This is a genomic window from Photobacterium galatheae (assembly GCF_000695255.1).
Taxonomy (GTDB): Bacteria; Pseudomonadota; Gammaproteobacteria; order Enterobacterales; family Vibrionaceae; genus Photobacterium; species Photobacterium galatheae.
On record NZ_JMIB01000026.1, the window covers coordinates 107,150 to 133,081 of the forward strand.

30 protein-coding genes are annotated in these 25,932 nt (G+C 49.7%); 21 read left to right on the forward strand and 9 right to left on the reverse strand.

Annotated features, from left to right (window positions below; genetic code table 11):
• Positions 1-288: 288 nt before the first annotated feature.
• Both EA58_RS12815 and EA58_RS12820 read left to right on the forward strand, forming a co-directional pair.
• The gene (locus tag EA58_RS12815) at positions 289-1,335 is read left to right on the forward strand and encodes a hypothetical protein (protein ID WP_036753512.1); all 1,047 of its coding nucleotides are present in this window, start codon (positions 289-291) and stop codon (positions 1,333-1,335) included.
• 57 nt (positions 1,336-1,392) lie between these two features.
• The gene (locus EA58_RS12820) at positions 1,393-2,472 is read left to right on the forward strand and encodes a hypothetical protein (protein WP_051642070.1); all 1,080 of its coding nucleotides are present in this window, start codon (positions 1,393-1,395) and stop codon (positions 2,470-2,472) included.
• Here EA58_RS12820 and EA58_RS12825 read toward each other — a convergent pair.
• Entirely contained in the window at positions 2,464-3,351 is an 888-nt protein-coding gene (locus EA58_RS12825) for a LysR substrate-binding domain-containing protein (protein WP_036753386.1), read from the reverse strand. The two genes, EA58_RS12820 and EA58_RS12825, sit on opposite strands and share 9 nt — an antisense overlap.
• A 200-nt stretch (positions 3,352-3,551) precedes the next feature.
• Between EA58_RS12825 and hisC the strand changes: the two genes are divergently transcribed.
• A complete protein-coding gene (gene hisC / locus EA58_RS12830; RefSeq protein WP_235199613.1) occupies positions 3,552-4,658 on the forward strand; it encodes a histidinol-phosphate transaminase in 1,107 nt (368 codons plus the stop codon).
• A 30-nt stretch (positions 4,659-4,688) separates the two neighbouring features.
• A complete protein-coding gene (locus tag EA58_RS12835) occupies positions 4,689-5,444 on the forward strand; it encodes an ABC transporter substrate-binding protein (protein ID WP_412177947.1) in 756 nt (251 codons plus the stop codon).
• Positions 5,445-5,460: 16 nt separating this feature from the next.
• On the opposite strand, the gene EA58_RS12840 is transcribed toward EA58_RS12835, so the two are convergent.
• Complete coding sequence (locus EA58_RS12840) at positions 5,461-5,679, reverse strand: hypothetical protein (RefSeq protein ID WP_036753392.1); 219 nt, start codon at positions 5,677-5,679, stop codon at positions 5,461-5,463.
• Here EA58_RS12840 and EA58_RS12845 point away from each other — a divergent pair.
• The 8 genes from EA58_RS12845 (at position 5,674) to EA58_RS12880 (ending at position 12,870) form a co-directional block, all read left to right on the forward strand.
• Positions 5,674-6,717 (forward strand): S66 family peptidase, encoded by a 1,044-nt coding sequence (locus EA58_RS12845; RefSeq protein WP_036753394.1) that lies wholly within the window; start codon positions 5,674-5,676, stop codon positions 6,715-6,717. The two genes, EA58_RS12840 and EA58_RS12845, sit on opposite strands and share 6 nt — an antisense overlap.
• Before the next feature lie 105 nt (positions 6,718-6,822).
• Positions 6,823-7,341 carry a hypothetical protein gene (locus tag EA58_RS12850; RefSeq protein ID WP_036753395.1) on the forward strand — a complete coding sequence of 173 codons (519 nt, stop codon included), beginning with the start codon at positions 6,823-6,825 and terminating at the stop codon, positions 7,339-7,341.
• 93 nt (positions 7,342-7,434) lie between these two features.
• Positions 7,435-7,968 carry a GNAT family N-acetyltransferase gene (locus EA58_RS12855; RefSeq protein WP_036753397.1) on the forward strand — a complete coding sequence of 178 codons (534 nt, stop codon included), beginning with the start codon at positions 7,435-7,437 and terminating at the stop codon, positions 7,966-7,968.
• A 12-nt stretch (positions 7,969-7,980) separates the two neighbouring features.
• The gene (locus EA58_RS12860; RefSeq protein ID WP_036753400.1) at positions 7,981-8,709 is read left to right on the forward strand and encodes an SAM-dependent methyltransferase; all 729 of its coding nucleotides are present in this window, start codon (positions 7,981-7,983) and stop codon (positions 8,707-8,709) included.
• Between the two features lie 134 nt (positions 8,710-8,843).
• A complete protein-coding gene (locus EA58_RS12865; RefSeq protein ID WP_036753403.1) occupies positions 8,844-9,683 on the forward strand; it encodes a patatin-like phospholipase family protein in 840 nt (279 codons plus the stop codon).
• Between the two features lie 96 nt (positions 9,684-9,779).
• Positions 9,780-10,268 (forward strand): ASCH domain-containing protein, encoded by a 489-nt coding sequence (locus EA58_RS12870; protein WP_036753518.1) that lies wholly within the window; start codon positions 9,780-9,782, stop codon positions 10,266-10,268.
• A gap of 134 nt (positions 10,269-10,402) precedes the next feature.
• Complete coding sequence (locus EA58_RS12875) at positions 10,403-11,734, forward strand: DUF2254 domain-containing protein (RefSeq protein ID WP_036753521.1); 1,332 nt, start codon at positions 10,403-10,405, stop codon at positions 11,732-11,734.
• 227 nt (positions 11,735-11,961) lie between these two features.
• Positions 11,962-12,870 (forward strand): DMT family transporter, encoded by a 909-nt coding sequence (locus tag EA58_RS12880; RefSeq protein ID WP_081819646.1) that lies wholly within the window; start codon positions 11,962-11,964, stop codon positions 12,868-12,870.
• Between the two features lie 84 nt (positions 12,871-12,954).
• Here the strand turns inward: EA58_RS12880 and def are convergent, their stop codons facing one another.
• Together def and msrB are read right to left on the reverse strand one after the other, a co-directional pair.
• Positions 12,955-13,470, reverse strand: a complete 516-nt coding sequence (gene def, locus EA58_RS12885) for a peptide deformylase (protein ID WP_036753406.1) — start codon at positions 13,468-13,470, stop codon at positions 12,955-12,957.
• A 63-nt stretch (positions 13,471-13,533) separates the two neighbouring features.
• Positions 13,534-13,980 (reverse strand): peptide-methionine (R)-S-oxide reductase MsrB, encoded by a 447-nt coding sequence (gene msrB, locus EA58_RS12890; protein WP_036753409.1) that lies wholly within the window; start codon positions 13,978-13,980, stop codon positions 13,534-13,536.
• A gap of 222 nt (positions 13,981-14,202) precedes the next feature.
• Here msrB and trhO point away from each other — a divergent pair, with 222 nt between their 5' ends.
• From trhO to EA58_RS12910, 4 genes are all read left to right on the forward strand, one after another.
• Entirely contained in the window at positions 14,203-15,183 is a 981-nt protein-coding gene (gene trhO / locus EA58_RS12895; protein WP_036753412.1) for an oxygen-dependent tRNA uridine(34) hydroxylase TrhO, read from the forward strand.
• A gap of 235 nt (positions 15,184-15,418) precedes the next feature.
• A complete protein-coding gene (locus EA58_RS12900; RefSeq protein WP_081819647.1) occupies positions 15,419-15,994 on the forward strand; it encodes a peptide-methionine (S)-S-oxide reductase in 576 nt (191 codons plus the stop codon).
• A 249-nt stretch (positions 15,995-16,243) separates the two neighbouring features.
• The gene (locus EA58_RS12905; protein WP_051642073.1) at positions 16,244-17,068 is read left to right on the forward strand and encodes an arylamine N-acetyltransferase family protein; all 825 of its coding nucleotides are present in this window, start codon (positions 16,244-16,246) and stop codon (positions 17,066-17,068) included.
• Positions 17,069-17,171: 103 nt separating this feature from the next.
• Positions 17,172-17,825, forward strand: coding sequence for a DsbA family protein (locus tag EA58_RS12910; protein WP_036753415.1), 654 nt, complete (start codon positions 17,172-17,174; stop codon positions 17,823-17,825).
• 66 nt (positions 17,826-17,891) lie between these two features.
• On the opposite strand, the gene EA58_RS12915 is transcribed toward EA58_RS12910, so the two are convergent.
• On the reverse strand, positions 17,892-18,869 hold the full coding sequence (locus tag EA58_RS12915) for a DUF2860 family protein (protein WP_051642074.1): 978 nt from the start codon (positions 18,867-18,869) through the stop codon (positions 17,892-17,894).
• A 25-nt stretch (positions 18,870-18,894) separates the two neighbouring features.
• A complete protein-coding gene (locus EA58_RS12920) occupies positions 18,895-20,445 on the reverse strand; it encodes a bifunctional GNAT family N-acetyltransferase/carbon-nitrogen hydrolase family protein (RefSeq protein ID WP_036753418.1) in 1,551 nt (516 codons plus the stop codon).
• 163 nt (positions 20,446-20,608) lie between these two features.
• Here EA58_RS12920 and EA58_RS12925 point away from each other — a divergent pair, with 163 nt between their 5' ends.
• Positions 20,609-21,106, forward strand: coding sequence for a sll1863 family stress response protein (locus EA58_RS12925; protein ID WP_051642075.1), 498 nt, complete (start codon positions 20,609-20,611; stop codon positions 21,104-21,106).
• A gap of 65 nt (positions 21,107-21,171) precedes the next feature.
• On the opposite strand, the gene EA58_RS12930 is transcribed toward EA58_RS12925, so the two are convergent.
• On the reverse strand, positions 21,172-22,068 hold the full coding sequence (locus EA58_RS12930) for a LysR family transcriptional regulator (RefSeq protein ID WP_161781044.1): 897 nt from the start codon (positions 22,066-22,068) through the stop codon (positions 21,172-21,174).
• Positions 22,069-22,187: 119 nt separating this feature from the next.
• Between EA58_RS12930 and EA58_RS12935 the strand changes: the two genes are divergently transcribed.
• The gene (locus EA58_RS12935; RefSeq protein WP_051642077.1) at positions 22,188-23,096 is read left to right on the forward strand and encodes a DMT family transporter; all 909 of its coding nucleotides are present in this window, start codon (positions 22,188-22,190) and stop codon (positions 23,094-23,096) included.
• A 180-nt stretch (positions 23,097-23,276) separates the two neighbouring features.
• Here the strand turns inward: EA58_RS12935 and EA58_RS12940 are convergent, their stop codons facing one another.
• Positions 23,277-24,191 carry a pirin family protein gene (locus EA58_RS12940; protein ID WP_036753422.1) on the reverse strand — a complete coding sequence of 305 codons (915 nt, stop codon included), beginning with the start codon at positions 24,189-24,191 and terminating at the stop codon, positions 23,277-23,279.
• A 114-nt stretch (positions 24,192-24,305) separates the two neighbouring features.
• Positions 24,306-24,623: a hypothetical protein gene (locus tag EA58_RS12945; protein ID WP_036753425.1), complete on the reverse strand. Its 318-nt coding sequence runs from the start codon at positions 24,621-24,623 to the stop codon at positions 24,306-24,308.
• 208 nt (positions 24,624-24,831) lie between these two features.
• On the opposite strand from EA58_RS12945, the gene EA58_RS12950 reads away from it, so the two are divergent.
• The 3 genes from EA58_RS12950 to EA58_RS12960 are packed head-to-tail and all read left to right on the forward strand — an operon-like array spanning position 24,832 to position 25,852.
• Positions 24,832-25,311, forward strand: coding sequence for a GNAT family N-acetyltransferase (locus tag EA58_RS12950; RefSeq protein WP_036753428.1), 480 nt, complete (start codon positions 24,832-24,834; stop codon positions 25,309-25,311).
• Positions 25,308-25,514 (forward strand): hypothetical protein, encoded by a 207-nt coding sequence (locus EA58_RS12955; protein ID WP_036753542.1) that lies wholly within the window; start codon positions 25,308-25,310, stop codon positions 25,512-25,514. Before EA58_RS12950 ends, EA58_RS12955 begins: the two co-directional genes overlap by 4 nt.
• 26 nt (positions 25,515-25,540) lie before the next feature.
• Positions 25,541-25,852, forward strand: a complete 312-nt coding sequence (locus tag EA58_RS12960) for a cupin domain-containing protein (protein WP_036753430.1) — start codon at positions 25,541-25,543, stop codon at positions 25,850-25,852.
• Positions 25,853-25,932 lie beyond the last annotated feature (80 nt).

The window sequence follows — 25,932 nt, forward strand, 5'->3', positions numbered from 1 at the left end:
TGATGAAAATTATCAGTTTTTTTGTTTAAAACGGTGCTTATGATTTAATTTTTCAGGAAACAACAGATTAACTGGCTCAATCAAACAAAATAATTTTTAAAAGTGCGCTGTTGCGTGCTTTTTTGTTTTTATTTGTTAAAAAATTGTCATGACAATGATCAATTTATTTAACATCTGTGTGTAAAAAAATGCTCGAGTTGGCAAATACTCAATGCGGTGCAATCAGCCGTATTTGCACATCACGCTTCCTAAAACTGAGCATATTGATAATTAAGAAGAATGACGATGATGAAGAAATATCCAATCTACCTTTCAATGGCGGCCGTTCTCATGACGGGATCTGCGCAGGCAGCGCTGAACGATTATGCGGTGGTTCTGGTCCATGGTTTTCAGGCTGATCAGCTAAAGTCAAAGCCGGGCAGCGCACAAGTTGCGACAGAAGGCGCTGAGTATTGGCAGGAGTTCTGGCTGGCTCGTGCAGATGCCCGGATTGACTGGCCGTCGCATGAGCGGATCGAAGGGAAAATTGCTACTGATTATCTGTGGCCGAAACTGAAGGAACTCTCGCAGAAAGGAACCTGTCAGGCGGGGTGCGTGTTCGTCACACACTCGACCGGGGATCTGGTCACCCGTTATCTGATTGATAATCAGGCTAACTGGCTGCTGAATGCAGGGCTGGAACCCTTGAATATTGTTGCGACTTATGACTTTGCCGGTGCTGGTGGTGGTTCCGAGTTAGGAGATATGGTCGTGAATGTCGCCGAAGGGGGCGGGGCTTGGAATGCAACCCTGCGATACGCGCTTTCGCTGTGGCTGGGCGAGATTCCAGATCGTCAGAATACAGGGGTGCTCAACGATTTACGTGTTGCGAATGCCCGTCAGCTGTCAGCGTTACCAGACAGTCGGGTGCCGCGGTTACGCTTTGCCGGAGACAGCAGTGATTACCTGGGCGTGACATCAGGTTTCCTGCCGGGTCACGATGATGGCGTGGTCGCCAGCCACTCTGCCTGTGGGGCCAGCGCAGCCGGAGATTTCAGCAGTTGTTCAGTGCATGTGGCCTATAACGGTAAGCTGGCCACTCAGTCGGACGGTGTGAGTCGGTTTATGCCGTATCACTATCCATTGCTGATGGGGGAAGATTACAGTCACCGTGGCTTGATCAGCCGTCGTCATGAGGGGGAGGTGACAACAGCTACCGCTCAGGCAACCCTGTTGGATGGTCAAGTGATTCGTGTGAATTCGACAGATGAATGGTACTGGCTGAATGGTCATTATTACCGTTATGTCGATGGTTCAGACTCGAAAACGATCTCTGAGCTTGCCTATAACTTTTAATCATGACTTTGTTCAGGCTTTGGTTCTGACCGAAGCCTTTTTTAGTGAATCGTTACTATGAAGAAGCGAAACGTGGCTGTTTTGTTGACGGGAGTGAGCATCCTGATTTGGGGGGTGTCAGCAGTGTGGCCGGAAAAACAGTTTCATCATCCCATCGCAGAGGTTAATCCGCCTCAGCCCTCGCCTGAAAATGCGAGGTCGGAAGAGCGTGCTCAGCTGGTGTCGGCCAACCCTGTCGTGCCTTCGGAGAGCAATGCGCAAAGCAAAATGAACCCTGAACCTGAATTGCGGTTGCCAGTTGCGATGCAAACGGAGTTTACGATCATCTCGAAAACGTATGCGGCTGAATTGTCCTATCCGGCATATTCTCGGCCGTTGACTGCGCAGGACATCCAATGGCTGGAGCCGAATCGCTATATGCCGGTGAATGCGCCGGTACTGGATGGGAATGATTCAGCAGCTTTAGTGCTGACAAAGTACAGACATTTTTATCCGGAAGAGATCAAACTCAGTGTGCAGAGTGGATTGCCTGTGGTCGGGATGAACGTTGAGCTGTTTGATTTGGTCACAGATGAACACCTGGCTGGTGAGCAGGTGCAGGGGCGGCAGGTTGTGATACCTTCTGGAGCGCATTGGCCTGATGAAATTCGTGTGAAAGCGAGCGTGGACTTTTCGACCGGGACAGACATTCTGAGCGCAGACTTTCGGTTCTATGTACCGGTCGCTGAGGTGATTCAGGTCGCCAGACCCACCGTCTCTGGTGCAAATGTTAACATCCCGGTGATATTGGCCGTGAAGAAGGCTGGAATTTACCGGGTACGAGCCAACCTGTTTACAATCAACGGACAACCTGTTGCCGTGTTAACGGCGAAGCAAAAACTGGCTGCCGGAGATCAGATCCTGACTTTGCAGGCGCATCAGCAGGTGCTTGCTGGTGCGGGGGAGTATGAACTCAGAACAGTTCAGGTCGAAAAAATGTCCGGTTTTCCCGGAGAGAAAACTCAGTATGGCACCAGTGTTCAACCCAACTGGCCTTTGGGGCACATTGATACGTCGCTATTGACTGAGGAGCCTTATATTCCCACCGAAGATGAACAGCAGCGCATGAACTTTCTGCAAAACGCAGCATCAGGCTGACGCCTGTGGTGAAACGTCACTGAGTATCCAGTCGAACAGTAAAGTCAGGGAAGGATTCGGTGCGGTGTTTGGCCGAACCAGAGAGTAGCACTTCCCTGACGCAACACGCTGCGGGTAAGGCAGGATCAAGCGGCCTGCATCCAGATCCTGCTGAGCCAGCGTGACATCACCGACCGCAATCCCAAACCCCTGAATTGCGGCACTTACCGCCAGATCGAGTGTGGCAAAATGCTGGTTCTGGACGGCAAGCTGCCCGTCATATCCCGTATGCTCAAGCCATAACATCCAGTCTGAGTGCTGCGGGGTGGCGTGCAGCCAGGTGTATCTGTGCAGCGCGCCCAGTTCGACGGGGAGTGATTCCTGGCTGAAAAGTGAAGGGGAGCACATGGGGGATAAATACTCATCAAAGAGCCTGAATGCTTTCGTGTCTTTCTGTGGCGGCTGTTCCGCGTAGCAGATGGCGGCATCAAAAGGCTCAGTGGCAAAACTGACGCTGTGCATGATGGCTGAAGTTAATTCGACATCAATTTCCGGGTGCGCCTGTTGAAATGACATCAGCTTGGGTAATAGCCAGGCGGTAATACAGCTTGGCGCTTTTAGTTTGATCTGCTGCTTTTCATTCGAAACCTGTTCGACTGCTTTTTGCAACTGAGTGACAACCTGCTGAACCAAAGGGAGAAACTCAAGCCCTTTCGGGGTCAGGATCAGACCGCGGGCATGACGCTGGAAAAGACGAACGTTGAGTTGCTCTTCCAGCGCCTGAATCTGGCGGCTCACGGCACCTTGTGTCACATTCAGGTGTTTTGCCGCCGCCGTAAAGTTGAGGTGTTCCGCTGTGATCAGAAAGGCATGGAGTTCTCGGGTTGAAGGCAGTCTCATCGGTCACATCATCTCTGTTTCGCTGTGTCAGTTAAGCCATGTGTTTTTCTCATGGCTAGTATGCCGACTTTTCGATTCTTCTTTCAATGAGATTTGTTTAATTTATGTAAACGGAAGATATAAAGCCGCTCAAGATGAATCTTTAATCGGAAATGTGCGCTTGGGCTTGCTATTCATGCATTGCGAAGAGGTATGCTGTGATGTCATTAGCAACAAAACTGGTTCCTGAGGTGGTAAAAAATCTCATACCCTATCAGTCTGCGCGCCGGATCGGCGGTCAGGGACATATCTGGTTGAATGCCAATGAGCTTGAACAGAGTGAGCGCTATGGTGAATCCGAAAGTTATAACCGCTATCCGGACTTTTTGCCGCAACTCATAGAACAGGCTTATCTGGATTACAGTGGCAGTGATTTCTTAACAGGCCGTGCTTTGCAATGCGAGACGCTGGCTGTCCGCGGAGCGGATGAAGCCATCGATTTGCTGATTCGAACTTTTTGTCAGCCCGGTGAGGATCAGATCGTTATTTGTCCGCCAACCTATGCTATGTATGAGTTTTGTGCAGATTCGATTGCACTGAAGACTGTTAAGGTGCCATTGACAGATGATTTTGGGCTGGATGTGGCTGCAGTGAAGCCGCATCTGAAAAACAGTAAGATTCTGTTTTTATGTTCCCCGAATAACCCGACGGGGAATGTGATTCCACAGGAAGATATTGTCACGTTGCTTGAAGCGGGTAAGGCGTCGACACTGGTGGTCGTGGATGAGGCCTATATTGAGTTTGCTCCGCAGACCAGTGTGGCGCATCTGATCGCAGACTACCCCAATCTGGTTGTGATCCGTACACTGTCTAAGGCTTTTGGGTTGGCATCCATTCGTGTTGGTTTTGTTCTGGCAGACAAAAGTGTGATGGATTATGTGGCGCGACTGATTCCGCCTTATCCGATTGCGGACCCCAGTGCGCTGATTGCGCAAAAAGCACTGCAAGAAGAGGGTCTTGCAGCGATGCGCAGACAGGCTAACACTTTGATCGCGATAAGAGACGGGTTTGTGGAAGCGGTGTCGGCCCTCCCATTTGTGGCGCAGGTTTACCCTTCTTCGACCAATTTTGTACTGGTCCGGTTTAAAACCGATGACTGCCTTTATGATTATTTGCTGCAAAAAGGCATCGTGACCCGGAATCAGTCGCATGATCCGCGTCTGGCCCGCTGCGTGCGAATTTCGATTGGAACTCAGGCCAGTATGGCTGAGACACTCCAGGCGCTGAAAGATTATCCATTTGATCCAAAAAAGATAACGACGGTGTAAGAGGGAATGACAATGAAAAAACAACTGGGAATGGGCCTGATCCTGGCCGCATCACTGATCAGCAATGTTCAGGCAGCAGACAGACCGGTTCGTCTGGCATCTGACTTTACTTATCCGCCTTTTAACTACAAAGATGAACAGGGAACACCGAAAGGTTTTGATATCGAAATTGCTGATGCGTTGTGTCAGGAAGCTAAGCTGAAGTGCGTGTGGGTGGCACAAAGCTGGGATGGCCTGATTCCATCATTACTGGCCCGTAAGTCTGATGCCATCATGGCTTCAATGCGTATTACGGAAGAACGTAAAAAGCGTGTCCTGTTTACCGAGAAGTATTATCAGACCCCGGCCCGCTTTGTTGCCAGAAACAATGCCGGGATCAGCATTGATAAAGCCGGTTTAGACGGAAAGCGGATTGGCGTTCAACTGGGCACGATTCACGATCGTTACGTGACTGATATGTACGGGGATGTGGCGAAAATTCAGCGTTATACCGGTCAGGATGAAGTGTATCTGGACCTGGCATCTGGCCGTTTAGATGCGGCGTTTGGGAATTCGGATCAACTTGCGCTGGCGTTCTTGGATAAGGAGCGGGGCAAAGGATTTGAGTTTGTCGGTGCTGCCGTGACCGATAAAGCTTATATCGGTGAAGGGACGGCACTGGCATTGCGAAAAACCGATAAAGCACTGGCTGAGAAATTCAATCAAGCGATTCAGAAGATTCGTGAGAACGGCACCTATGACCGCATCGCCAGTAAATATTTTAACTTCGATATTTATGGTGAATAACCGGCCAGAATGAAGGTCACTTCATTTCAGAATCAACGCCGATCTCTGGGTCGGCGTTTCTGTTGGTGCTTCCCATATCCTTTCTTTTCTCCTGGTCGCAGGCGTCGTGTCCGGAAAACTTGCCACAATCTCTGTTGAAGCGATTCGAGTTAAGTCTCGGATCTTCTTGATTTATTTTTTTGATGCCGTAGTGTTGCGGCTTCTGTTTCATATTCTTTGGTGAGGTCCCATGCATTACCCATCTCCTTTGCAACCCGGTAGTACGATCGCGGTGACAGCATGCTCTGCGGGTGTTCCTGCAGCCTGTCATGAACGCTTGGATTTTGTGATTCAGGGACTGCGGGATCGGGGATTTAAAGTGCTTGAGGGTCAATGCCTGCGTGAGAATCAGGAACATGTCAGTGCGCCTGCTGCAGTCCGTGCAAATGAACTGATGGGTTTTCTGCTGGATGATCGGGTCGACGCAATTTTTCCGCCCTGGGGCGGTGAACTGGCCATGGAAATTCTGCCGCTGCTTGATTTGAAATTGTTGCGTCATGCCAAGCCCAAATGGCTCGTTGGTTTTTCGGATATCAGTACGATTTCTGCTGTCCTGACGGCCCAATGCGGTTGGGCCAGCCTGCACAGCGCCAATCTGATGCAGCTTCATCCGGCTCAAGATGATGCGCTGAATCGCGCTGTCTTCTCTCTGCTGGGTTTGCCTGCCGGAGAATCTCTGACACTTGATCAATCGGCTTACCATGAGTCAGCATCCGTGGATTATGCGCAGGTACCAGACGCAACGTTCTCCCTCTCAAAGCCGACCCAATGGCGTGCCTTATCGTCGGGCCATTCTGATGATGCTGATTCAGTGCATTTCTCCGGGCGCTTAATTGGCGGTTGTCTGGATACGATTGGTTTGCTGTCGAATACGGCCTATCTGGATATCAAGCAATTAAAAACAACCTATGCCAGGGATGGGGTGATTCTGTTTCTGGAGAATGGCGAACTCTCGCCAACAGCCATGGCCCGGTTGCTGTTGTCGATGAAATTGAATGGTGTATTTGATGCCGTTGATGGCGTGTTGTTTGGCCGCGATGGCACTGCCGAGACACATGGGAAAATGCTTTCACATGCACAAGTGATTGCAAAAGTGCTGGGGGATCTCTCGGTACCCGTTTTATGGGATACCGATATTGGTCATGTGGCACCGAATCTGCCCCTGGTGAATGGTGCTTACGCTGAAGTGACTCTGGCCGGCGGGCAGGGGCGGGTGGTACAAACATTCCGGTAACCCGGTACTGTGGCAAGTGATTGATACTGAGTGGCTTGCCAGAGCGTCTATACTCTCAGGGAATGTGTTTCTGTAACCGCAATCGCCTCGGATAAGTACTGAGCTATGAGAGATGACAACACAGCCGTGCTGTATGAGCACGTGCGTTCAGCGTTATCAGACGAGCAGGGTTATGCACGTCATCTGGATGAGAAAGCTGCACGCCTGCTTGGGTTGCACTCTGCGGTGATTGCGGGGTTTACCATTTTGGTTTTTATGGCGTCTTCTCTCTTCCTTCCCCCCGAACATGTCATCGGCTGGTTGGCAGGCATCGCAGTTCTGTTGACCTATGTTGGGTTGATCTCTGCCTGGAGCCTGCTTTTTCGGTTGCTGCGTCCTTCTGATGCCTACGGTGTGGTCTTGCCGGAAACCTGGTTAGAAGATATGAAACAACAGGGGGCGAACATGAATGCCCATTTGGCGCTTGTTCGTTGCTATACCGTCTGGCAGAAGCTGAATCACAACAATCAGCAGAAAAATCTGTTGTTGACGAAGGCGTACCATGAAATTGTATTTTCTGCCTGGTTAATCGCGATTGCTTTATTGCTGTTACTGGCAGCAAAGTATTTCGGGCTTGATCTGTAACTTTGACCCAAAAGTGATGTTTTGGCTCACCGGCTGGCGTCTTAGTGTTAGAGTGTGCAAAAGCGATATTTCATGTGTGCATCAGGAGGGAAGATGCAATTGGTTCACTGTAGCTTTGAAAAACACGGCGAAGCCATTCAGGCAATTTTCAATGACGCGATTCTCAATACCACGGCTTTATACGAATATCAGCCCCGATCCATGGCAGTGATTCAGGCTTGGTTTGCGACCAAAGCAGCGAATGAATTTCCGGTGATTGGTTTTGAGAGTGATACCGGTGAACTGATGGGATTTGCCAGCTACGGTACATTTCGGGCCTGGGCAGCATTTCAATATTCTGTTGAACATTCGGTTTATATTCATCCGGACCATCAGGGCAAAGGATTAGGAAAAATGTTGATGGAAGCGTTGATTCAGTCAGCCAGAGCACAGAATTATCATGTGATGGTGGGGGGAATTGACGCCTCAAACACAGGCAGTATTGCGTTACATAAAAAATTAGGTTTTGAATATTCAGGGACGATTAAGCAAGCTGCCTATAAATTTGACCGTTGGCTGGATTTGGATTTTTATCAGCTGACACTCGACACGCCGTTAAAGCCAGTTTCTGGCTCACTGAAAGATTGAAAAGGACATTGGATGTTATTGAATTGCCCGCTTGGTGAGGAAAGAGTTGAACGCCTGATCTCTATTTTGGCGCTGACACCCGACAGTAAAGTGGTTGATATTGGCTGTGGTGAAGGCGAATTATTGCTTCGCCTTGCGAAAGCAACGGGCGCGAAGTGTCTGGGGTTGGATATTTCAGAAGCCTGTATTTCAACAGCAATGCTGAAAGCGGAACAACAGGGATTGTCGGATTTGGTTCGATTTGAAGTGGCTGATGGCAGCAAACTTCAACTGACTGCCGAATATGATGTCGCAATTTGTATGGGGTCGGTGCATGCGTTTGCAACGGGGGAGGCAGCCTACCCTGCCGCGCTGTCAACGATGCAGCAATGGTTGACACCCCGTGGACAGCTTTTGATCGGTGAGGCTTACTGGAAACAATCTCCGGATCAGGCATATCTGGATTTTATGGGTGAACCTGTGGGCATTTATCAAAGCCATCAGGGGAATATTGAAGTGGCAGAATCACATGGTTTGATTGTCGCCTATGCTGCGACCAGTCATCAGGATGAATGGGATCATTTCGAAGGCAGTTTTCGTTTAAATGCGGAACGTGCTGCACAGGCTAACCCGGAAGATGAAGCCGCACTTCAAAAGCGTGATGCGGTGAGAGAATGGAATACTTACTATCATCGCTATGGCCGTGACACGATGGGCTTTGGTTTTTATCTGATGCTCAAAGTTGAAAATGGGGATCGTTAAAAATTCAGCCTGAACCCAAAAGGCTGATGTCAGCGTTGACCTAAACCGATTGGGCCGCCCTATGGCGGTCTTATTTATTTCCGGAGATGAACCGGTTGGCTGGAACGTCATAAAGAGGCGAAAAGGAGACGGTTATGGAACACAGCAGGAATAAACGTGCGCTGGTGGTTGAAGGTGGTGCGATGCGCGGGATTTTTGCAACGGGTGTACTGGACGGGTTTCTGGAAAAAGGTTACCGGCCGTTTGATTTCTGTATTGGGGTTTCAGCCGGTTCAACCAATCTGGCGGCATGGCTGGCAAACCAGCATGGGCGTAATTATCAGGTCATTACCGATTATTCCTGCCGGCCAGAGTTTATCAGCCTGCGCAGATTCGTGCGGGGCGGCCATTGGCTGGATCTGGACTGGTTGTGGAGGATTACCATCAACGAAATTCGTTTGGATCTGGATGCCTTCGCAGCGCAACCTGTGCCGTTATATGTAGTCACCACTCAAGTCGCAACCGGTGAGGCTGTCTATGCCCGGGCGACGGCAGAGAATCTGGAGCAACTTTTAAAGGCGTCTTGTTCTGTGCCGGTTGCTTATCGGGATTTTCCTGAACTGAATGGAATTGCCATGACTGATGGCGGTGTAGCTGATTCGATTCCGGTCATGAAAGCTTATGAGATGGGCGCGCGGGAGATGACCGTGATTCTGTCTCGGCCCTTGGGATACCGTAAAAAGGTTAGTAAAGCCTCCTGGCTGGTGCGTCGTCTGCTGGCAGATACGCCGCAACTGGCTTATGCCATGATGCATCGTGCTGACAGTTATAATCAGGCAATTGATTTTATTGAAAACCCACCAGCCGACTGTAAAATTCGGGTGATTGCGCCGCCGGCAGAATTTGATGTGGGCCGAATCACGACGGATAAAAAGCGGCTGGACGCCGGTTATCAAATGGGACTGGCCGCGACGGCTGTGGTGGAATCGCAATAAATTTGACCGCCACAATCTGATGAATGATGTGAATCAGCAAGGAAGACAATGATTTTTAAAAATTTTGCACCGGCAACGCTGGCTGAGCAGTTCAACCTGACACCTCAGGCGGCAGCCTGCCTGTCGGCTTATCTGGTTACATTACCAGAGGCACAGATTCCGCAGATCCCAAGTGTGAGTGCGGACTATTTTTGTGCAGACAAAGAAAATGCCGATATTTGTGCTGAACTGGTTCGAATTGGACAGAAACAAGCAACATGCAGTATGAAATACTGGTACGTCACAGGGGATGAGCAGGGGCCAGAGCCAATGCCTCAGGTTGGTCAATTACTGATTGTGACCAACTGGGATGGCGAGCCTGTCGCCATCACTCAGATTACCTCGGTGACTGAAGCGCGATTTAAAGAGATCACCGCTGATTTTGCGGCCGCAGAAGGGGAAGGGGATCAGTCACTGGACTGGTGGCGGGAAGCACACTGGCGGTTTTTCAGTGCGGAATGTGATGCGCTGGGCATCCAGATGACAGAAGAGGTTTTGCTGGTGTTGGAGCGCTTCAAGACCGTTTGGGCGAAAGAGGCAGCCTGAATGCAATGAAATGAAGGTCTTTCTTGGGCCATTTTTTTATTTGTCTCGTGATTATCTGACCTGATTTCAGCGGCTTGAGTCCCGGCTCTGCTATCTTTAATCACATTGACGATTCAGTGATGGCAGAGCGGGACATGAAAACATACTGGCTCAATCGCTGGGAAACAATCCGGAACAGCTTTTGGTTTGTGCCGGCGATGCTTCTGGTCATTGCTGTCGGCCTGGCGCGTATTGCCGTCACCTTGGATCACCAATTACCCCAATTGCCTTTTTCCTTGCCTGAGATTGGTTTTACCGGCGGCGCAGAAGGTGCCCGAAGTGTTTTGTCGACCATCGCCGGCTCCATGGTGACTGTGGCCGGTGTGGCTTTTTCGATCACCATTGTTGCTCTGACATTAGCCTCTTCTCAGTTTGGCCCAAGGCTGCTGAGGAACTTTATGCGCGATCCGGGAAATCAATATGTGCTGGGGACTTTCATTGCCACCTTCATCTACTGCCTGTTGGTTCTGAGCACCGTCACCAGCAATCATGATCATGTCTTTGTGCCCCGGCTGGCCGTAAACATCTCACTCTTGCTGGCATTACTGAATGTGGGCGTTCTCATTTATTTCATCCATCATGTTGCAACATCGATTCAGGCGGATCATGTGATCAATGGTGTGTATGAAGAATTGAATCAGCATATTGCACATTTTTTCCCGGATGAACTAGGTGCACAGGCAGCAGGACAGCGATCAGATCAACAGAAAGCAGGTCAATCGTTCACCGGCATCTTCCATCGGATTGTGCCAGCCAGGCATGAAGGGTACTTACAGGCTGTTGACCGATCATCACTTCGTCATCTTGCTGAACAACAGAACTGTCGGATTGTGTTGAGTCATCGAGCCGGGAGCTTTGTGATTAAAGGCAGTTCACTGGCTGTGGTGTTGTCGGAGACTGAGTTGGACGAAGGGCTGGATTCACAACTGCAGTCTTGTGTCATTGTTGGCAAAGTCAGAACGCCGGAACAGGATCCGGAGTTTGCCATTCACCAATTGGTCGAAGTGGCCGTCCGGGCGTTATCACCGGGAATTAATGATCCCTTTACCGCGATGACCTGTGTTGATCGGTTAAGTGCGGTGCTCTGTTCGCTGACCGGGCGTGCTTTTCATCCAGCTTGCTGGTATCACGCCGACGGGCAGCTTCAGTTGGTTGAACAACCCCTGGATTTTTCAGGCATGCTGAATGCGTCTTTCGATCAAATCCGACAACATAGCCTGACTGATGTGGCGGTTTCTATTCGTTTGCTGGAAGGTCTGTCCCGGGTTGCCAGCCACTGTCGCACGATTGAACAGCAGAAATCTGTCCGGCGACAGGCTGACATGATTATCCGGACCCGCCGGGAAAGTCTCTCCGAACCGGAAGACTTAGCTGATATGGAACAGCGATATCAAGTTCTGCAGGATGAGTTGCGCCAGCTTGGCTGATTCTGAGGTCGCACTGACAGGTCTTCAATTTGCCTTCACAATCCGCGATTGGGGTCGTTGGCCCTTCCATAACAAGCCATATAGATCCAACCGTGCGTCAACAACAGTCTGGGAAATCAACTGATAACATATACCTCTTAAAAAAGATACTTGAAAGGGAGCAGTTGTACCGTTATATTGTCTTTTATAAAAGATATTTAATTAAAAGAAATCTGAGGGAGAGGGACATGAACTATTTACTTGCACTATCTGTGCCCATGTTATGGGGCAGTACCTATGCTGCCGTGAGTTTGTTTTTGCAAGATATGTCACCTTATTGGGTTGCTGTATGGCGGGCACTACCTGCAGGCTTCGTTTTGCTCATGCTTCGTCCGAAGCTGCCACCGCTGAGCTGGGGACGTATGTCGCTCCTGAGCTTTTGCAATATCGCCGCTTTTTTTGTTCTGCTGTTTATTGCGGCTTATCGTTTGCCCGGTTCTGTCGCCGGTACTTTGGGTGCCACCATGCCATTACAACTGATGTTGTTGCAGTGGATCGGAGAAGGGAAAAGACCCGACCCCCGTTCAGTTTTGTTGGCTGTGGTGGGTTTGATTGGTGTCGGTCTGCTGCTGAATCCGTCTGCCGATCTTGATCCGATAGGAACGCTGGCTGCTTTGGCCGGGACAGCACTGGTGGCCCAGTCGGCGATCTGGATGAAACGCTGGCCTGTGAATGACGCACTGGGTTTTGCAGCCTGGCAGCTTGTGTTGGGTGGGATCATGCTGATTCCTTTCGCCTGGTTTGTAGCAGGTGCACCAGTCGCTTTGTCGATGGATGCGCTTCCCGGACTTCTGTGGCTGGTCTTGCTGAATACAGCGTTTGGTTACTGGGCGTGGGTTCGTTCTGTGAAAAAACTGGGGCCGAATGTGATGTCAATGCTGTCTTTGGTGAACCCTGTGACGGCCGTGATGCTCGGGATTGGTTTGGTCGGTGAAAGTTTAGGACTTTTACAATGGGCAGGTATTGGTTTGATTCTGTTCGCTCTGCTACTGATGAAAAAACCAGCAGCACATGCCCGGCAGGAAACCCCTCAGACTGATGAGCAAGAAAGTCATGTCCTGAATGAGCAAAACAGGAAATCGGTGCAGGCCCGGTAGAACGACATGTGTTTCAGTGATCAGTGTGTCGGGCGAAGTGATTCATAGCCCGTCAGGACGAAAAAGCGGCTTTGGCCGCTTTTTTCAGTTGAGTCCGAGCTGTCTTCTGAACTCTGATTCCGTGGCATAATCCTGAGAGTCAGCGCGATCCAGGAAGACAATGCCATTGAGGTGGTCCAGCTCGTGCTGGAAAATCCGGGCAATAAAACCGGTTAATTCGCATTGTATTTTCTGGCCGTCAAGTTGCTCATATCCCACTTTGATTGTGGTTGACCGAGGCACCAGAGCACGCATACCCGGAATGCTCAGGCAGCCTTCCCAGTCTTTTTCGATCGTTTCGCTCATCCAGTAAATTTCCGGATTCAGCATCAGCGTCGGTTGCATGGCGGGCGCATGCGGATAACGTGCATTTGGTGAGGAAGCCACAATAAATGCCCGCACAGATTCACTGACCTGCGGCGCGGCAATTCCCACCCCCTGATGAGAGAGCATCAGGTCCTGCAGTTCGGTAAAAAAGGGCGCATACTCCTTCCATTGCGCTGCGGTTAACGCTTTGGCCTGCTGGCGTAAAATCGGATGACCTAATTGCGCAATCTTCATTCCATGTCTCCCTTTTGTGCTGATATTGGCGTTATATCGCGATGGGGCGGGTACTGCAAGTTGCTACTCACTGACTTTTTTCAGCGCAACGGCATTCATACAGTATCGTAAACCACTGGGCGCAGGGCCATCCGGGAAAACATGACCCAGATGCGCATCACAGACAGAACAGGTTGTTTCAATCCGTTGCATGCCATGCGTTGTGTCCAGATGGTAACTGATGGCGTTTGCTTTGACGGGTTGGGTAAAGGATGGCCAGCCTGAGCCAGAATCAAATTTTTCACCGGCATCAAATAGCATGTTTCCGCAGCAGACACAGGCATACTCACCCGGTTCGAAGAGTTCACACATTTCCGAACCAAATGGTCGCTCTGTTCCTTTCAGGCGGGTGACATAATAGGCGTCTTCACTGAGCATCTGACGCCACTCATCTTCGCTTTTTTCAACACGACGGTCGGCGGGCAGGTTACCTTTTGCCGCATGTTCAATGACATTTTCCCAAGTGAGCATGGTGTTCTCCAAGTAATAGGGTTTGCTTATACATAGGGGGGAATGGCTGGGAATTCAAGTACAGTGTGTTACTCAGACACAGACCGCCTTCCGGGCTGAAAATAACCTTATTTTTCTTATGTGTTTTACCGTGGCAGTCTTCGCTATAATGCCGCGCTCAATGATCTAAGCTCTTATCACAATGCTCTGGATTTACGATCCAGCCCGCACTGAGGAAAAACGATGTCTCAATATGTAGTTTGTGCACTGTACAAGTTTGTTGCACTGGAAGATTTTGAAGCCCTGCGCCAGCCGCTGCAGAATCTGATGGAAGAAAAAGAAATCCGCGGCACCCTGCTGCTGGCAAAAGAAGGGATCAACGGTACGGTTGCCGCCAAGCGTGAAGCCATTGATGCACTTCTGGCCTGGTTCAAAGCGGATAACCGCCTCGCAGACATCGTCTACAAAGAATCTTTTGACGACCATCAGCCATTCAATCGTTCGAAAGTAAAATTGAAGAAAGAAATCGTCACCATGGGTGTTGAAGGGATTGACCCGCGCCATGTGGTGGGGACTTACGTGAAACCGACAGACTGGAACGCTTTGATTGCTGATCCGGAAGTCTTTGTGGTGGACACCCGCAATGATTATGAGATCGAAGTCGGCACCTTCAAGCATGCAGTCAACCCGAAAACGGAGACGTTCCGTGAGTTTCCGGATTATGTGAAAGAGAACATGGACCCTGCCAAGCACAAGAAAGTTGCCATGTTCTGTACCGGTGGTATTCGTTGTGAAAAATCAACGGCTTACATGAAAGAGCAAGGCTTTGAAGAAGTGTATCACCTGGAAGGCGGTATTCTGAAGTATCTGGAAGAAGTTCCGGCTGAAGAAAGCCTGTGGGAAGGTGAGTGCTACGTTTTTGATGGCCGTGTCACAGTGAATCACCAGCTTGAAAAGGGATCATATGACCTGTGTAATGCTTGTCGACTGCCGATTACCGAGCAGGACATGCAAAGTGTGCATTACGAGAAAGGCGTGAGTTGTCCGAAGTGTGTTGATAAACACACCGAAGAACAAAAGGCCCGTTTCCGTGAGCGTGAAAAGCAGGTTCAGTTGGCTCAGGAACGTGGTGAAGAGCACGTGGGTGGCGATGCAATGAAAACGATTGAAGCGCGACGTCAGCAGAAGATTGAGCGCAAGAAACAGCAACGCGAACAGCGTTAATCTGCTGTCTCTGTTTTTCTTTTGAAAACATGCCTATCCCTGGTCAATCTGGCCGGGGATTTTTTTGTTTGCAGTTTGCGGAATCAGTCTGTTTTGTGTGGCTTGCTAGGCCGGCGGCTGAAATGACAATCTCGTGTCAGCTCAGATGAATTGCACGAAAATGTGCCGGTGCACGAAACCTTTTTTCCACTGGGCGGGTCAAACTGATGAAACAGCACAGGACAGGAGATGCCGCATGGAAACAATTGGCTTAGGCGGGAGTTGCCATTGGTGTACTGAAGCGATATTCCGATCGCTGAAGGGTGTCCGAGAAGTCGAACAGGGTTGGTTGTCTGCACAGGGGCTGGATGGGATGTCTGAAGGGATTCTGGTTCGTTTTGATCCGGCCGGGATTGATCTGTATACCCTGATCCAAATTCATCTGCATACCCATAGCTGTACGTCTAATCATTCGTTACGTCATCGCTATCGTTCAGCAGTCTATGCGTTCAGCCCGGAACAGCAGCGAGCTTCGCAGATTTGTCTGAAGGCGCTTCAGTCTGAATTCGAACACCCTGTGCTGACTGAGGCGCTGCGCTTCGATGCATTTGAACCCTCCCGGCAGGCATTGCAAGATTACTTTTACCGGAATCCGCAACGGCCTTTTTGTCAGGTGCGTATCTCGCCTAAATTGAGTTTTTTGCTGAAACAGTTCGGTGCCTATGTGGATGGCAATAAACGGCAGGTGATTGAGCAGTCGGTAGTTGATTCTGATGCTGATTCAGCGGTCAGTCCAGATACTTCGTCAGCAACCGAATCTGCCAATCTATGAAGACCTGGACTCTCTTCGCCATATGACGGCGGGGTGATTGCTGCATTGGTTGCAGAGGAAAATGACTGGATCACGGCGCAACGTATCGAAGCTTCCGGGAGCATGTTCCTGTAAATCGAAAGGCATCCGATAGCGGAGAGAAATGTCTCCGCTTTTTCATCTTTTTGATAAAAAATGAAATGAATTCTTGACCTCAGGTTAGGTTGAGGTTTTATCGTGGCGCCATGAACTTCGGATGATGGAGCAAAAATGGAAAAGTTAATTCACCAGTACCTGAAAACACTGGATCTGCCGGCACCGCAACACACGCTGGCGTGGGTGCAGGCGTTACAGACGGCCCATTTGGCACGGTATCCGTTCTCTAGCGCCAATGTCATTCTGGGTCGGGCGCTGAGTCTGGAGCCTGAAGCATTATTCCTGCGTCTCGTGACTGAACGTAGCGGTGGATATTGTTTCGAGCATAATAAACTGATTTATCTGACCCTGAAACAGCTCGGGTTTGATGTTCGGCCGCTGATTGGCCGGGTGATGCTGAATGGGAATCCGGATAATGGCCGTTCACACCGCCTGACCTTGTTGACGCTGAATGACCGTCAGTATCTGATTGATGGCGGGTTTGGTGTGATGACGCCACGGCGGATTATTTCACTGGATGAGTATGAAGCACAGCCTGGATTGCGCCATGATTATTATCTGGAGCGGGACGGCCGGGGTGGGCTGATGCTCCTTGCCAAAAGCGGTGAGGCGGCACAAATTCTTTACCGTTTTGACTTTGCCGAGTATCTGGAGTCTGACTGTAATATCGGCCACTTTTACAGTCATCAATCGCCGGATGCGGCCTTTGTGAATCATCTGGTTGTGTCACGCATTCTGGAAAGTCGTCGTTACCTGATTCGTAACCTGACGTATGTTGAATCTGATGATGTGAACCAAACTGAAAAAGAAGTCAGTATCAGTGACAGCACCATGCTGCATCATTTGCTGACGACTCAATTGAAGCTGTCGTTCACTGAACAGGAAGCGGCGACTTTATTTGCACATCAGTCTGCAAAATTACGCCAGTTACAGCGATAAACGAAGGCTGGATCAGTGAACCGGAATTGATACTGGTTTTCTAATACAGAATATTTAGAATGATCGTTTATAAATGATGATCAAGAAAACCGGGAGATAAGCCGTGGATGCAACGCTCTATTATGTGCACGATCCCATGTGTAGCTGGTGCTGGGGGTATCAACCTGCCTTTCAGCGCCTGAAAGCCAAGTTGCCGGAGCATATCCATGTGAGATATGTCCTCGGCGGGCTGGCACCGGACAGTGATCAACCGATGCCGGAAGAGATGCAACAGATGCTTCAGCAAACCTGGCGACGTATTGAAGGACAACTTGGCACACCCTTTAACCATGACTTTTGGACGCACTGTCAGCCCCGACGCTCGACATATCCGGCTTGTCGGGCTGTGATTGCAGCGGAGCTGCAGGGACAGGGGGAAGCCATGATCGAGGCCATACAAAAAGCGTATTATCTTCGGGCGATGAATCCCTCGAATGCGGAAACGCATGTACAGCTGGCTGAGGAATTAGGGTTCAATCCGGTGCAGTTTTCCCAGGATCTAACGAGTGAGGCCGTACAGACATTATTGGAACAACAACTGGCATTGACGGCAGCACTGGGTGTCTCAGGCTTTCCATCGCTGGTGCTGGAAGTGAAGGGGCAGCGATGGCCCATTGCTGTGGCCTATCAGAATGAGCTGACCACGCTGAATGACATGAACGATAGGCTGAGCTGGGCGAGAACAAAAGCGAAAGTCGCAGGCTGGATTTCAAAATAACCGGATGAATCCGGCGAGAGAGGAGAAAATAGGGGGAAATAGCCCCCTATTTTTACGGGTTCAGGTTCAGAATTTGTATGCCAGCCCGAGGGTGAACAGGGTTTGGGTTTCGTCGTAAAAGTTGATATTGGAAGACTGTTCGTCGACCCCGGCTCTGGCGATTACACTGGCATTGCGCCACTGAAAAGGTGCCAGATAAATCAAGGTCGCTGACAGGCCATAGCGATGATCTTCCCGGGTTTTGTCAAAGATAGGATGCGTGTCTTCATAATCCACTTTGGCCGTACTGGCACCCAGCATAAAGAGATAACGCTGATAACGTTGTTTGGCTGTCAATTCAACACCATAGCGATTGTTGGCGATTGCTTTGCCTTCGGCCTTATCTTTGATGTAATGCAATTTCCAGTCGATGCCGAACCAACGGTTGAAGTCGATATTCTGACTGAGTGCGGCGTAATACAGTGCTCCTTCACGCTTTAAAGCTTCCTGTGTTGCTGCATCATACCCAGAACCGCTTTGCTCCTGCTCGATCCGGCGTTTTCCGCCGGCAAACTCAAACGACACAGTGCTGCCGGCAATGTGGTTGTATTCGAATACGCCTCCCCGAATTGTGCGGTCTGTTTTGGTTCTGGCCGAGCCGGTCAGAAAGGGATCTTCCCAGACTTCGTTATCCAGAAAACCGGGAATGAATCCCAGTCCGATGCTTGAACTGTCGTGCAAATAGTAATTGACGCCAGTCTGCAGATAGAAACTGCTGGCCATGCCGCCCAGTGCCGATTTGAAGTAAAGGGCCGTCGATGGGGAGAGTCCCCATTGGAGATCCCACATGGGCAAAGGGAGCGTCTTTTCCTCTTTTGTGCCGGAATCATCCAGAGAATTGAGAACAGCAGGTTGTTCGGTGCTTAAATGAGAATCGTCCTGCATCCAGCTGAGGTGAAGACTGACATTGCCTGAAAGTCCGGGCCTGACCGCTTGCTGTGCTGAAACCGAACATGCAGTCAGCGCTGCCAGCATGAGCGCTGACTGACAAAGTATCCGTTGCATTGCCACATCCTGTGATAAATATCAGTTATTGTTGCTTCTTTTTATGACGTTTTTTAGGCTTTCTCATCTTGTAGAGATCCAGCCGACGGTGCTTTAGGTTAGTGACAGAGCCCTCGTTATGCAATAGTTTTAGTTTGGACAGGTCAACATCTGCGAAGATAATCATTTCGGTGTTCGCATTGGCTTCCGTAATGATGGCATCGTGGGGGAAATAGACGTCAGACGGAGAAAACACAGCGGATTGTGCGTACTGAATGTCCACGTTGTCGACGCGTGGCAGGTTCCCCACACTGCCGCCCAGTGCTACATAGCATTCGTTTTCGATAGCTCTGGCCTGGCCGCAAATCCGCACACGCAAATAACCATTTTTGGTGTCTGTCCAGAAAGGGACGAATAGAATTTGGACGCCTTGATCAGCCAGTAGCCGGCCCAGTTCAGGAAATTCCACATCGTAACAAATCAGGATACCGATTCGCCCGGCGTCAGTTTCAAAGACTTTGACTTTGTCGCCGCCGTCAATAACCCAGTCTCTGACCTCGTGCGGGGTAATGTGAATTTTATACTGCTCATCAATATCGCCGTCTCTGTGCAGCAGATAAGAGATGTTATACAACTTATCATGCTTCATGCAGGGCATACTGCCTGCAATGATGTTGATGTTATAAGTGACTGCCAGTTGTGAAAACCGGTGGCGAATTTCATCCGTAAACTGACTGAGGTAACGAATGGCCTCGACGGAATCTTTGTCTCTTGCCAGTCCCATGAGTGGCGCATTAAAAAACTCTGGAAACAGGGCGAAATCCGATTGGTATTTCGAAAGCGAAGAAACAAAAAATTCAGCCTGATTCATCAGGTCGTCGACCGAAACGACCCGACGCATGTGCCACTGCACAATGCCCAGTCTGATGAGTGTCTTTTCTGTCTGATGAACAGAAATATCTTCCTCATAGAAGATATTGTCCCACTCCAGCAGTGTTGCGTAGCCTTTTGACTTGGCATCTTCCGGTAAATAGCGATTCATCAGGCGTTTGACATCAAAATCATTTGCCAGTTGGAAAGAGAGAATCGGATCATGAATTTCCCGGCGTTTGACTTTGGCGATATATTCGGAAACCGGCATTTCGTCTGCGTATTTGTGGTAGCCGGGAATGCGTCCGCCTGCCAGAATGGCTTTCAGGTTGTTGGCGCGGCACAGTTCTTTACGGGCTTCATACAGGCGTCGGCCTAATCGAAGTCCCCGGTAATCCGGATGCACAAAAACATCCAGCCCGTATAAAGCATCACCATTCATGTTGTGACAGGCCACATCATTGGCATCCACAATGTCGAGATAGGTATGATTCAGTGAATAACGGTTATAACTGACTTTGATCGTCAGGGCGGCTGCGATCAGTTTTCCTTTATCTTCAATGCAGATTTGGCCATCAGGAAATTGTCTGATGAGTTGTTGAATGGTGGATTTTGGCCAGGCTCCGCCGACATCCGGAAAGACCAGATCCATCAGTGTCGCCAGTTCTTTGTAATCGGCCGGTTCTATGGTGCGCAGGTTCAGTAATGTTGTATTGTTCTCTTCCATAACTGATTGTTTTTCATCGTTGAAAACATTGCTTTAAAGTATGGAACATTCATTGTGAATCGCCAGAAAATAGCTGTGTTGACATGATTCGAACACAGTTTGATTGATCGTCTCACTCCATTCGTTCAGACTCTGCATACATGACATAAGGCTTGGAGGAAATATGAAAGCCCGTATGATTCAACGTTACACCTCAGTTGTTGCATTCTTCGTTTTGATGGGACTGGCGCCATTTTCAGTGAGTGCGGCTGATCATGAACAAGAAAAGGCAACGACCTCTGCAGAAGAAATCAGCCAGGAAACTCAACATTTGTTAGCGTCGCTGAAAGACTATTCAATTGAGCAGAAAGACGAAGCCATGAAGGCGACGAAAGATGGGCTGGATAGTCTGGATACACAGATCGAAGCACTTCAGGCCAAGATCGATAAAGACTGGGATAACATGGATCAGGCAGCCCGGGAAAAATCCCGGAACAGCCTGAAAATGATGCAGGAACAGCGCGTGAAGCTTGCCGAATGGTACGGCAGCATGAAAAGCAGTTCTGCCGGGGCATGGGAACATGTGAAAGAAGGCTTTTCTGGCGCTTACGATAACCTGAGTGAAGCCTGGCAGAAAGCCAGCGAGGAGTTCAGCCAGGAAAGTAAAGACGAAGAGAAATAAGAGGCACGGTGTGCTGAACAACGGTTGAAGAGTCGCCCCCGAAGCAGGGGCGACTTGCCTGAACATCATTTCACGCGGCTTGTTCTGAAAGCGGGCGGCACCTCCAGATACTGCACATGTTCAATGAATGCTTTCATTCTCGCCGACAACATGGTCCGGTCCCGGTACATCATCCAGAGCGACTTTGCTTCACCAGCCCAGTCTGGTAACAGGCGGGTCAAACCTGCTTGAGTTAACGCATCGGTTTCAAAGTAGTAAGCGGGCATCCAGGTGATTCCCAGACCTTCGGCTGCTGCATCGCGAGCTACATGAATGTCGTTGACTGTCAGGGCTGTTTCCTCAAGCGGCAGGTTAAAGCGTTCACCGCTCTTACTGTTCGTCATCGCCCACGAAGTTGTATGACTGGCTGCGATCAGCTTGTGGTGACTTAATTGCTGCGGGTGCTGAATGGGATCGTGCTGACTTAAATACATTTCCGACGCACAAAGTACAAAAGGCGTTTGCCACAGCTTCCTCGCAATCCATTCACTATCTGGCAGCTCACCAACCCGGAAGGCGATATCAAACTCTTTCAAGACCAGATTTTCTAACTCGTTGCTGAGGACCAGTTCCAACTGGACTTCAGGGTAACGCTTCATAAAGTCGTAGAAACAGCGTTTGAGCCATTCCTGTGTCATGTTGACTGGTGCTGTGATCCGAATTTTACCGGTTAATGTCTGTTTTTGATGGTCTGTCTGAGCCTGCGCCTGTTCCAGTTCCTGGATGAGCGGCTGGCACAGTGAAAAATATGATTTACCTTCTTTGGTCAGTGAAAAATAGTGCGCGCTGCGGTTCAGCAGGCGGCACTGCAACTGAACTTCGAGGTTTTTGATTCTCCGGCTCAACGTTGCCAGTGGGATACCCGTGATCTCAGCCGCTTGCGTCAGGCTCTGACAGGCTGCGGCTTTGACAAAAAGCCGCATATCATCCAGGGAATAATGACTTCTCATATATGGTATTTAACTTCCAAACAATGGCCATTAACTACCATATGTGAAATCGATAATCTATGCCAAACCTGAACTGATGTGGATAAATACAGATGCAATCTCAATCTTTTGCCTGGCTGATGGTGTTTTCAGCGGTCTTTCTGTGGGGCAGTAATTTTCATGCAATCACTGGGCTGAATCATTCCCCGACGCCTCTCAGTGCCGCAACGTTTCGTTTTCTGCTGGCTGCCGCCATTCTCTTATTGTTGAGGGCTTTCCAGAGAAAACCGGAGTCGGTTCTGACGTTCAATCAACAGATCAAACTGATGATTCTGGGAGGGATTGGCGTATTTATTTTTAATTCAGCCATGTTTATTGGCCTGACGATGACGAGTGCATTGAATGGCGCCTTGATTATGGGCATGACCCCGGCAGTGGGTCTGATTCTTTCTAGTCTGTTTCTTGGCAGCCGTATTCATCAATGGCAGTGGCTTGGGTTACTCGTTGGTTTTATCGGTGTTTATCTGGTTGTAACCAAAGGGCAACTCCTGGCTGTTCAGCTTTCTGTCGGGGATAGTTTTATTGCGATTTCATGTCTGTCGGGTTGCTTGTTTTCTGTGCTGGTCAAGCGATGGCTGCCGGAGGTACCGGCGGGACAATTGACACGATGGACGATCACTTCAGGCGCGTTGATGATAGCCGTGTTTGCGGGGTTCAAGGAAGATGTTGTTTCACAGGCGATGCAGTTAAATATCCAGTCCGGCTTATTGCTGGTGTATATGGCGGTGGCAGGCACTGTCGTCGCTTACTATTGCTGGCTTTATGGAAATTTGAATCTGGGGCCAGAGAAAACCACACTGGTGTTTAATATGGTTCCGGTTTGTACCTTGCTCATTGGTATTGGGCTGGGGCAGTATCCTGCACCCGTGCAGGTTCTGGGTATGGTGACGGTGCTTGTGGGGATGCTGTTTACGTCATTGGTGCCTTTCATCCGTCAAAAGCGCCAGAGTGCATTCAGTTAAAGTGCGTTAGTGAATAGAGAATCGATAAAAGGGACAGACACTTTCGCGGACACTTGACGGCTGAAAACTTACCGGGACAGGCATGATTTGAATAGCCTGCCTGTCCCCGAAAATATGGCCCAGAATATATGTGCCTGTCCCCAGAAGTCACCTGTCCCTGACCATCCGCGGCGACACATGTCACTCCGGTAACGGAATAAACTCCGTTTCATCGCCGGGCACCAGTGGGAACCGTTGATTCCGCCAGTCCTCTTTGGCTTGTTCGATGCGCGCTTTCCGGCTGGAGACGAAGTTCCATTCGATAAAACGCGGCCCGATATTTTCACCACCGATGATGGCGATCCGGGAGGACTCGGTTGCCTCGATTTCAACCCCATCCTGGGGGGAAAGGATAGCCATGCTGTGTTCGGGCAAATCGGTGTCTTTGGCTTTTAAATGACCTTTGGCCACATAGAGAGCACGTTCATCGGCCATCGGTAGGCTCAGGCGCTGGCCGGGTTCCAGAGCGGCTTCAATATATAGGGTTTCTGCAAAGGTTTTGACTGGAGAAGTAGCGCCGAATGCCGAACCCATCATGACTCTGACCGGAACACCGTTGACGTTCAACGCGGGAATACTGTCATTCGGATAGTGATAAAACGCAGGCTCACATTCTTCGTCTTCAATGGGCAGTGCCAGCCAGAGCTGAAGGCCATGTTGCTTGTGTTCAACCGAGGTGACTTCGTAGCGCTCCCGTTCAGAATGCACAATCCCGCGACCACACACCATGAGGTTGAGATCACCGGGTTTGATTGGCTGGAGGTTGCCCAGAGAATCCCGATGCAGAATTTCTCCTTCAAACAGGTAAGTGACGGTGGCGATGCCAATGTGGGGATGAGGACGCACATTAATACCTTCGCCCGCAGGAAAGTTGGCCGGGCCCATATGATCGAAGAAAATCCAGGGCCCCACCATTTTCTGTCTGGCCGTCGGCAACAGACGACGCACTGAAAACCCGCCTAAATCTTTATCTTTGGGGGTCAGAATGACTTGAATCGCACCGCAGGCATCGGTTGCGTCACAGGGTTGTTCCACGTCTTTGAATGCATTACTCATGATTATCTCCCAAGTAACCGTTTGTCATTCAGTATGGAAGAGCACAGGAAATTCGCGAGGCAAACACATCAGGCGCCGTTGATGGCGCCTTGTGCAAAATGTGCAAAGTCGTGTTTATCGGCTGGATGGGATCAGACGACGTACAGTCAACGATTCACCACCTTGTTCAGAAATATTGATGGCTAAGGTATGGGATGGTTCGCGATTGGTGTAGACAAAGACACGACCGTCCGATTTGGTATTATAGGCTGATTTCTGACTTGGGACAGACACATCAATGTTGGCTTGCGGCACGCCGTTTTTCTCGACGAAGACCCAAGCGCCACCCCGTTGAGGGGTGACTTCAACAGACAAATGGCTCGTGAGATCAGCAAAGGCTGAAGCGGAAAAAGCGAATGTACCAGCAAGTAGTGCAGCGATGAATGTTTTCATAATTCTTACTCCTTCAGGGAACGATTTGTTTTCTTTAATGCTCAACATGGAGAAATCATAAATGTGATTTGAGTCACCATCCATAGCGATTTATTGCTCTTCTTGTTCTAAAAATCTGAACAATTAGCTTTGCAGGCGCAAGAATGCACCACTGGGCGTCAGCTTCTGATAGGATTGCGGTTGCTCAGAATAAGGGAAGGACAAGCAAATGGCAGATATCAGGGAAGATCACCAGATCAAGTTAAGAAAAGCGGGCGAGCAGGATGTGCCGTTTTTGCTGGCTCTGCGTGAACTAACGATGACACCGTACCTTGAGAAAGCAGGTGCGCCGACTGATCAAGTGTCTCATCTCAGTCGTATTCAATATCACTTCGATGCGGCTCAGATCCTTGAAGTGAATGGTCAGGATGCCGGATTGTTTAAGGCGATTTATCAGCCGGAACAACGGCAGTGGTATCTGTGCCAGATTCAGATCCACCCTCAGTTTCAGAATCTCAATCTCGGAAAAAAGCTGATTGGTGATTTGATCGCGCGGGCCTTTGCGAATCATGAATCTGTGGCACTCAGTGTCCTGAAAGGGAATCCGGCGAAACGGTTGTATGAAAAACTTGGTTTTCGTTGTATCAGCGAGTCAGAAATAGAGTTCAATTTGTTGTGTCAGCCAGAACGGCAGGGAGGTGATTCGTGATTATCAAAGCCGTGACTCGTGAACAGGTTTCTGAATTACTGGCGATTTTTCAAGAACTGGAGACGTATTATTTTGGTGATGCTGCGGCATCACGACAAGACATTGAAGCCTACTTTTCCAACGCTCTTTTTGCGTCGCATTCCGGTGTCAGGGTGATTGAGGCATTTGCAGCAGGTCGTGAATCAGAACGCGGTGTTTATTAAGTTACTTATCAGGGAAGCGAAACCAAATGAAGATTATCCGGAGTCAGGCATTTCAGGCCGATCGGGCATGGGGCGCGATGGACATCGCCAAGATGAACGGGATCACCACTCGGTTACATTGGACGGATCAGCCCTATAAATGGCACATCAATGACGGTGAAGAAGTGTTTGTCGTGCTCGATGGACAGGTCGAGATGCATTACAGGGAGCACGGGGCAGAGCAATCGGTCATGCTGAACGTTGGTGATATTTTTTATGCCTCTGTGGGGACAGAACATGTTGCTCACCCGATAGGAGAGGCACGGGTTCTGGTGATTGAAACGGAAGGCAGTGTTTAAACGAAGAATCAAAAAAGGCGCCGTTGGGTCGGGGGAATGACCGTACGGCGCCCGGGTGTAAACGTTGAATCCGTATTACA

Excerpts from the sequence above, each read along its gene's own strand:
- EA58_RS12815 (WP_036753512.1), top strand. The coding sequence starts at position 289 with ATGAAGAAATATCCAATCTACCTTTCAATGGCGGCCGTTCTCATGACG.
- EA58_RS12915 (WP_051642074.1), bottom strand. The coding sequence starts at position 18,869 with ATGCAACGGATACTTTGTCAGTCAGCGCTCATGCTGGCAGCGCTGACT.
- EA58_RS12850 (WP_036753395.1), top strand. The coding sequence starts at position 6,823 with ATGAGAGATGACAACACAGCCGTGCTGTATGAGCACGTGCGTTCAGCG.
- def (WP_036753406.1), bottom strand. The coding sequence starts at position 13,470 with ATGAAGATTGCGCAATTAGGTCATCCGATTTTACGCCAGCAGGCCAAA.
- EA58_RS12960 (WP_036753430.1), top strand. The coding sequence starts at position 25,541 with ATGAAGATTATCCGGAGTCAGGCATTTCAGGCCGATCGGGCATGGGGC.
- EA58_RS12925 (WP_051642075.1), top strand. The coding sequence starts at position 20,609 with ATGAAAGCCCGTATGATTCAACGTTACACCTCAGTTGTTGCATTCTTC.
- EA58_RS12845 (WP_036753394.1), top strand. The coding sequence starts at position 5,674 with ATGCATTACCCATCTCCTTTGCAACCCGGTAGTACGATCGCGGTGACA.
- EA58_RS12900 (WP_081819647.1), top strand. The coding sequence starts at position 15,419 with ATGGAAACAATTGGCTTAGGCGGGAGTTGCCATTGGTGTACTGAAGCG.
- EA58_RS12840 (WP_036753392.1), bottom strand. The coding sequence starts at position 5,679 with ATGCATGGGACCTCACCAAAGAATATGAAACAGAAGCCGCAACACTAC.
- EA58_RS12875 (WP_036753521.1), top strand. The coding sequence starts at position 10,403 with ATGAAAACATACTGGCTCAATCGCTGGGAAACAATCCGGAACAGCTTT.
- EA58_RS12825 (WP_036753386.1), bottom strand. The coding sequence starts at position 3,351 with ATGAGACTGCCTTCAACCCGAGAACTCCATGCCTTTCTGATCACAGCG.
- EA58_RS12940 (WP_036753422.1), bottom strand. The coding sequence starts at position 24,191 with ATGAGTAATGCATTCAAAGACGTGGAACAACCCTGTGACGCAACCGAT.
- trhO (WP_036753412.1), top strand. The coding sequence starts at position 14,203 with ATGTCTCAATATGTAGTTTGTGCACTGTACAAGTTTGTTGCACTGGAA.
- EA58_RS12865 (WP_036753403.1), top strand. The coding sequence starts at position 8,844 with ATGGAACACAGCAGGAATAAACGTGCGCTGGTGGTTGAAGGTGGTGCG.
- EA58_RS12950 (WP_036753428.1), top strand. The coding sequence starts at position 24,832 with ATGGCAGATATCAGGGAAGATCACCAGATCAAGTTAAGAAAAGCGGGC.
- EA58_RS12920 (WP_036753418.1), bottom strand. The coding sequence starts at position 20,445 with ATGGAAGAGAACAATACAACATTACTGAACCTGCGCACCATAGAACCG.
- EA58_RS12930 (WP_161781044.1), bottom strand. The coding sequence starts at position 22,068 with ATGCGGCTTTTTGTCAAAGCCGCAGCCTGTCAGAGCCTGACGCAAGCG.
- msrB (WP_036753409.1), bottom strand. The coding sequence starts at position 13,980 with ATGCTCACTTGGGAAAATGTCATTGAACATGCGGCAAAAGGTAACCTG.
- EA58_RS12905 (WP_051642073.1), top strand. The coding sequence starts at position 16,244 with ATGGAAAAGTTAATTCACCAGTACCTGAAAACACTGGATCTGCCGGCA.
- EA58_RS12945 (WP_036753425.1), bottom strand. The coding sequence starts at position 24,623 with ATGAAAACATTCATCGCTGCACTACTTGCTGGTACATTCGCTTTTTCC.
- EA58_RS12855 (WP_036753397.1), top strand. The coding sequence starts at position 7,435 with ATGCAATTGGTTCACTGTAGCTTTGAAAAACACGGCGAAGCCATTCAG.
- EA58_RS12935 (WP_051642077.1), top strand. The coding sequence starts at position 22,188 with ATGCAATCTCAATCTTTTGCCTGGCTGATGGTGTTTTCAGCGGTCTTT.
- EA58_RS12860 (WP_036753400.1), top strand. The coding sequence starts at position 7,981 with ATGTTATTGAATTGCCCGCTTGGTGAGGAAAGAGTTGAACGCCTGATC.
- EA58_RS12880 (WP_081819646.1), top strand. The coding sequence starts at position 11,962 with ATGAACTATTTACTTGCACTATCTGTGCCCATGTTATGGGGCAGTACC.
- EA58_RS12820 (WP_051642070.1), top strand. The coding sequence starts at position 1,393 with ATGAAGAAGCGAAACGTGGCTGTTTTGTTGACGGGAGTGAGCATCCTG.
- EA58_RS12835 (WP_412177947.1), top strand. The coding sequence starts at position 4,689 with ATGGGCCTGATCCTGGCCGCATCACTGATCAGCAATGTTCAGGCAGCA.
- hisC (WP_235199613.1), top strand. The coding sequence starts at position 3,552 with ATGTCATTAGCAACAAAACTGGTTCCTGAGGTGGTAAAAAATCTCATA.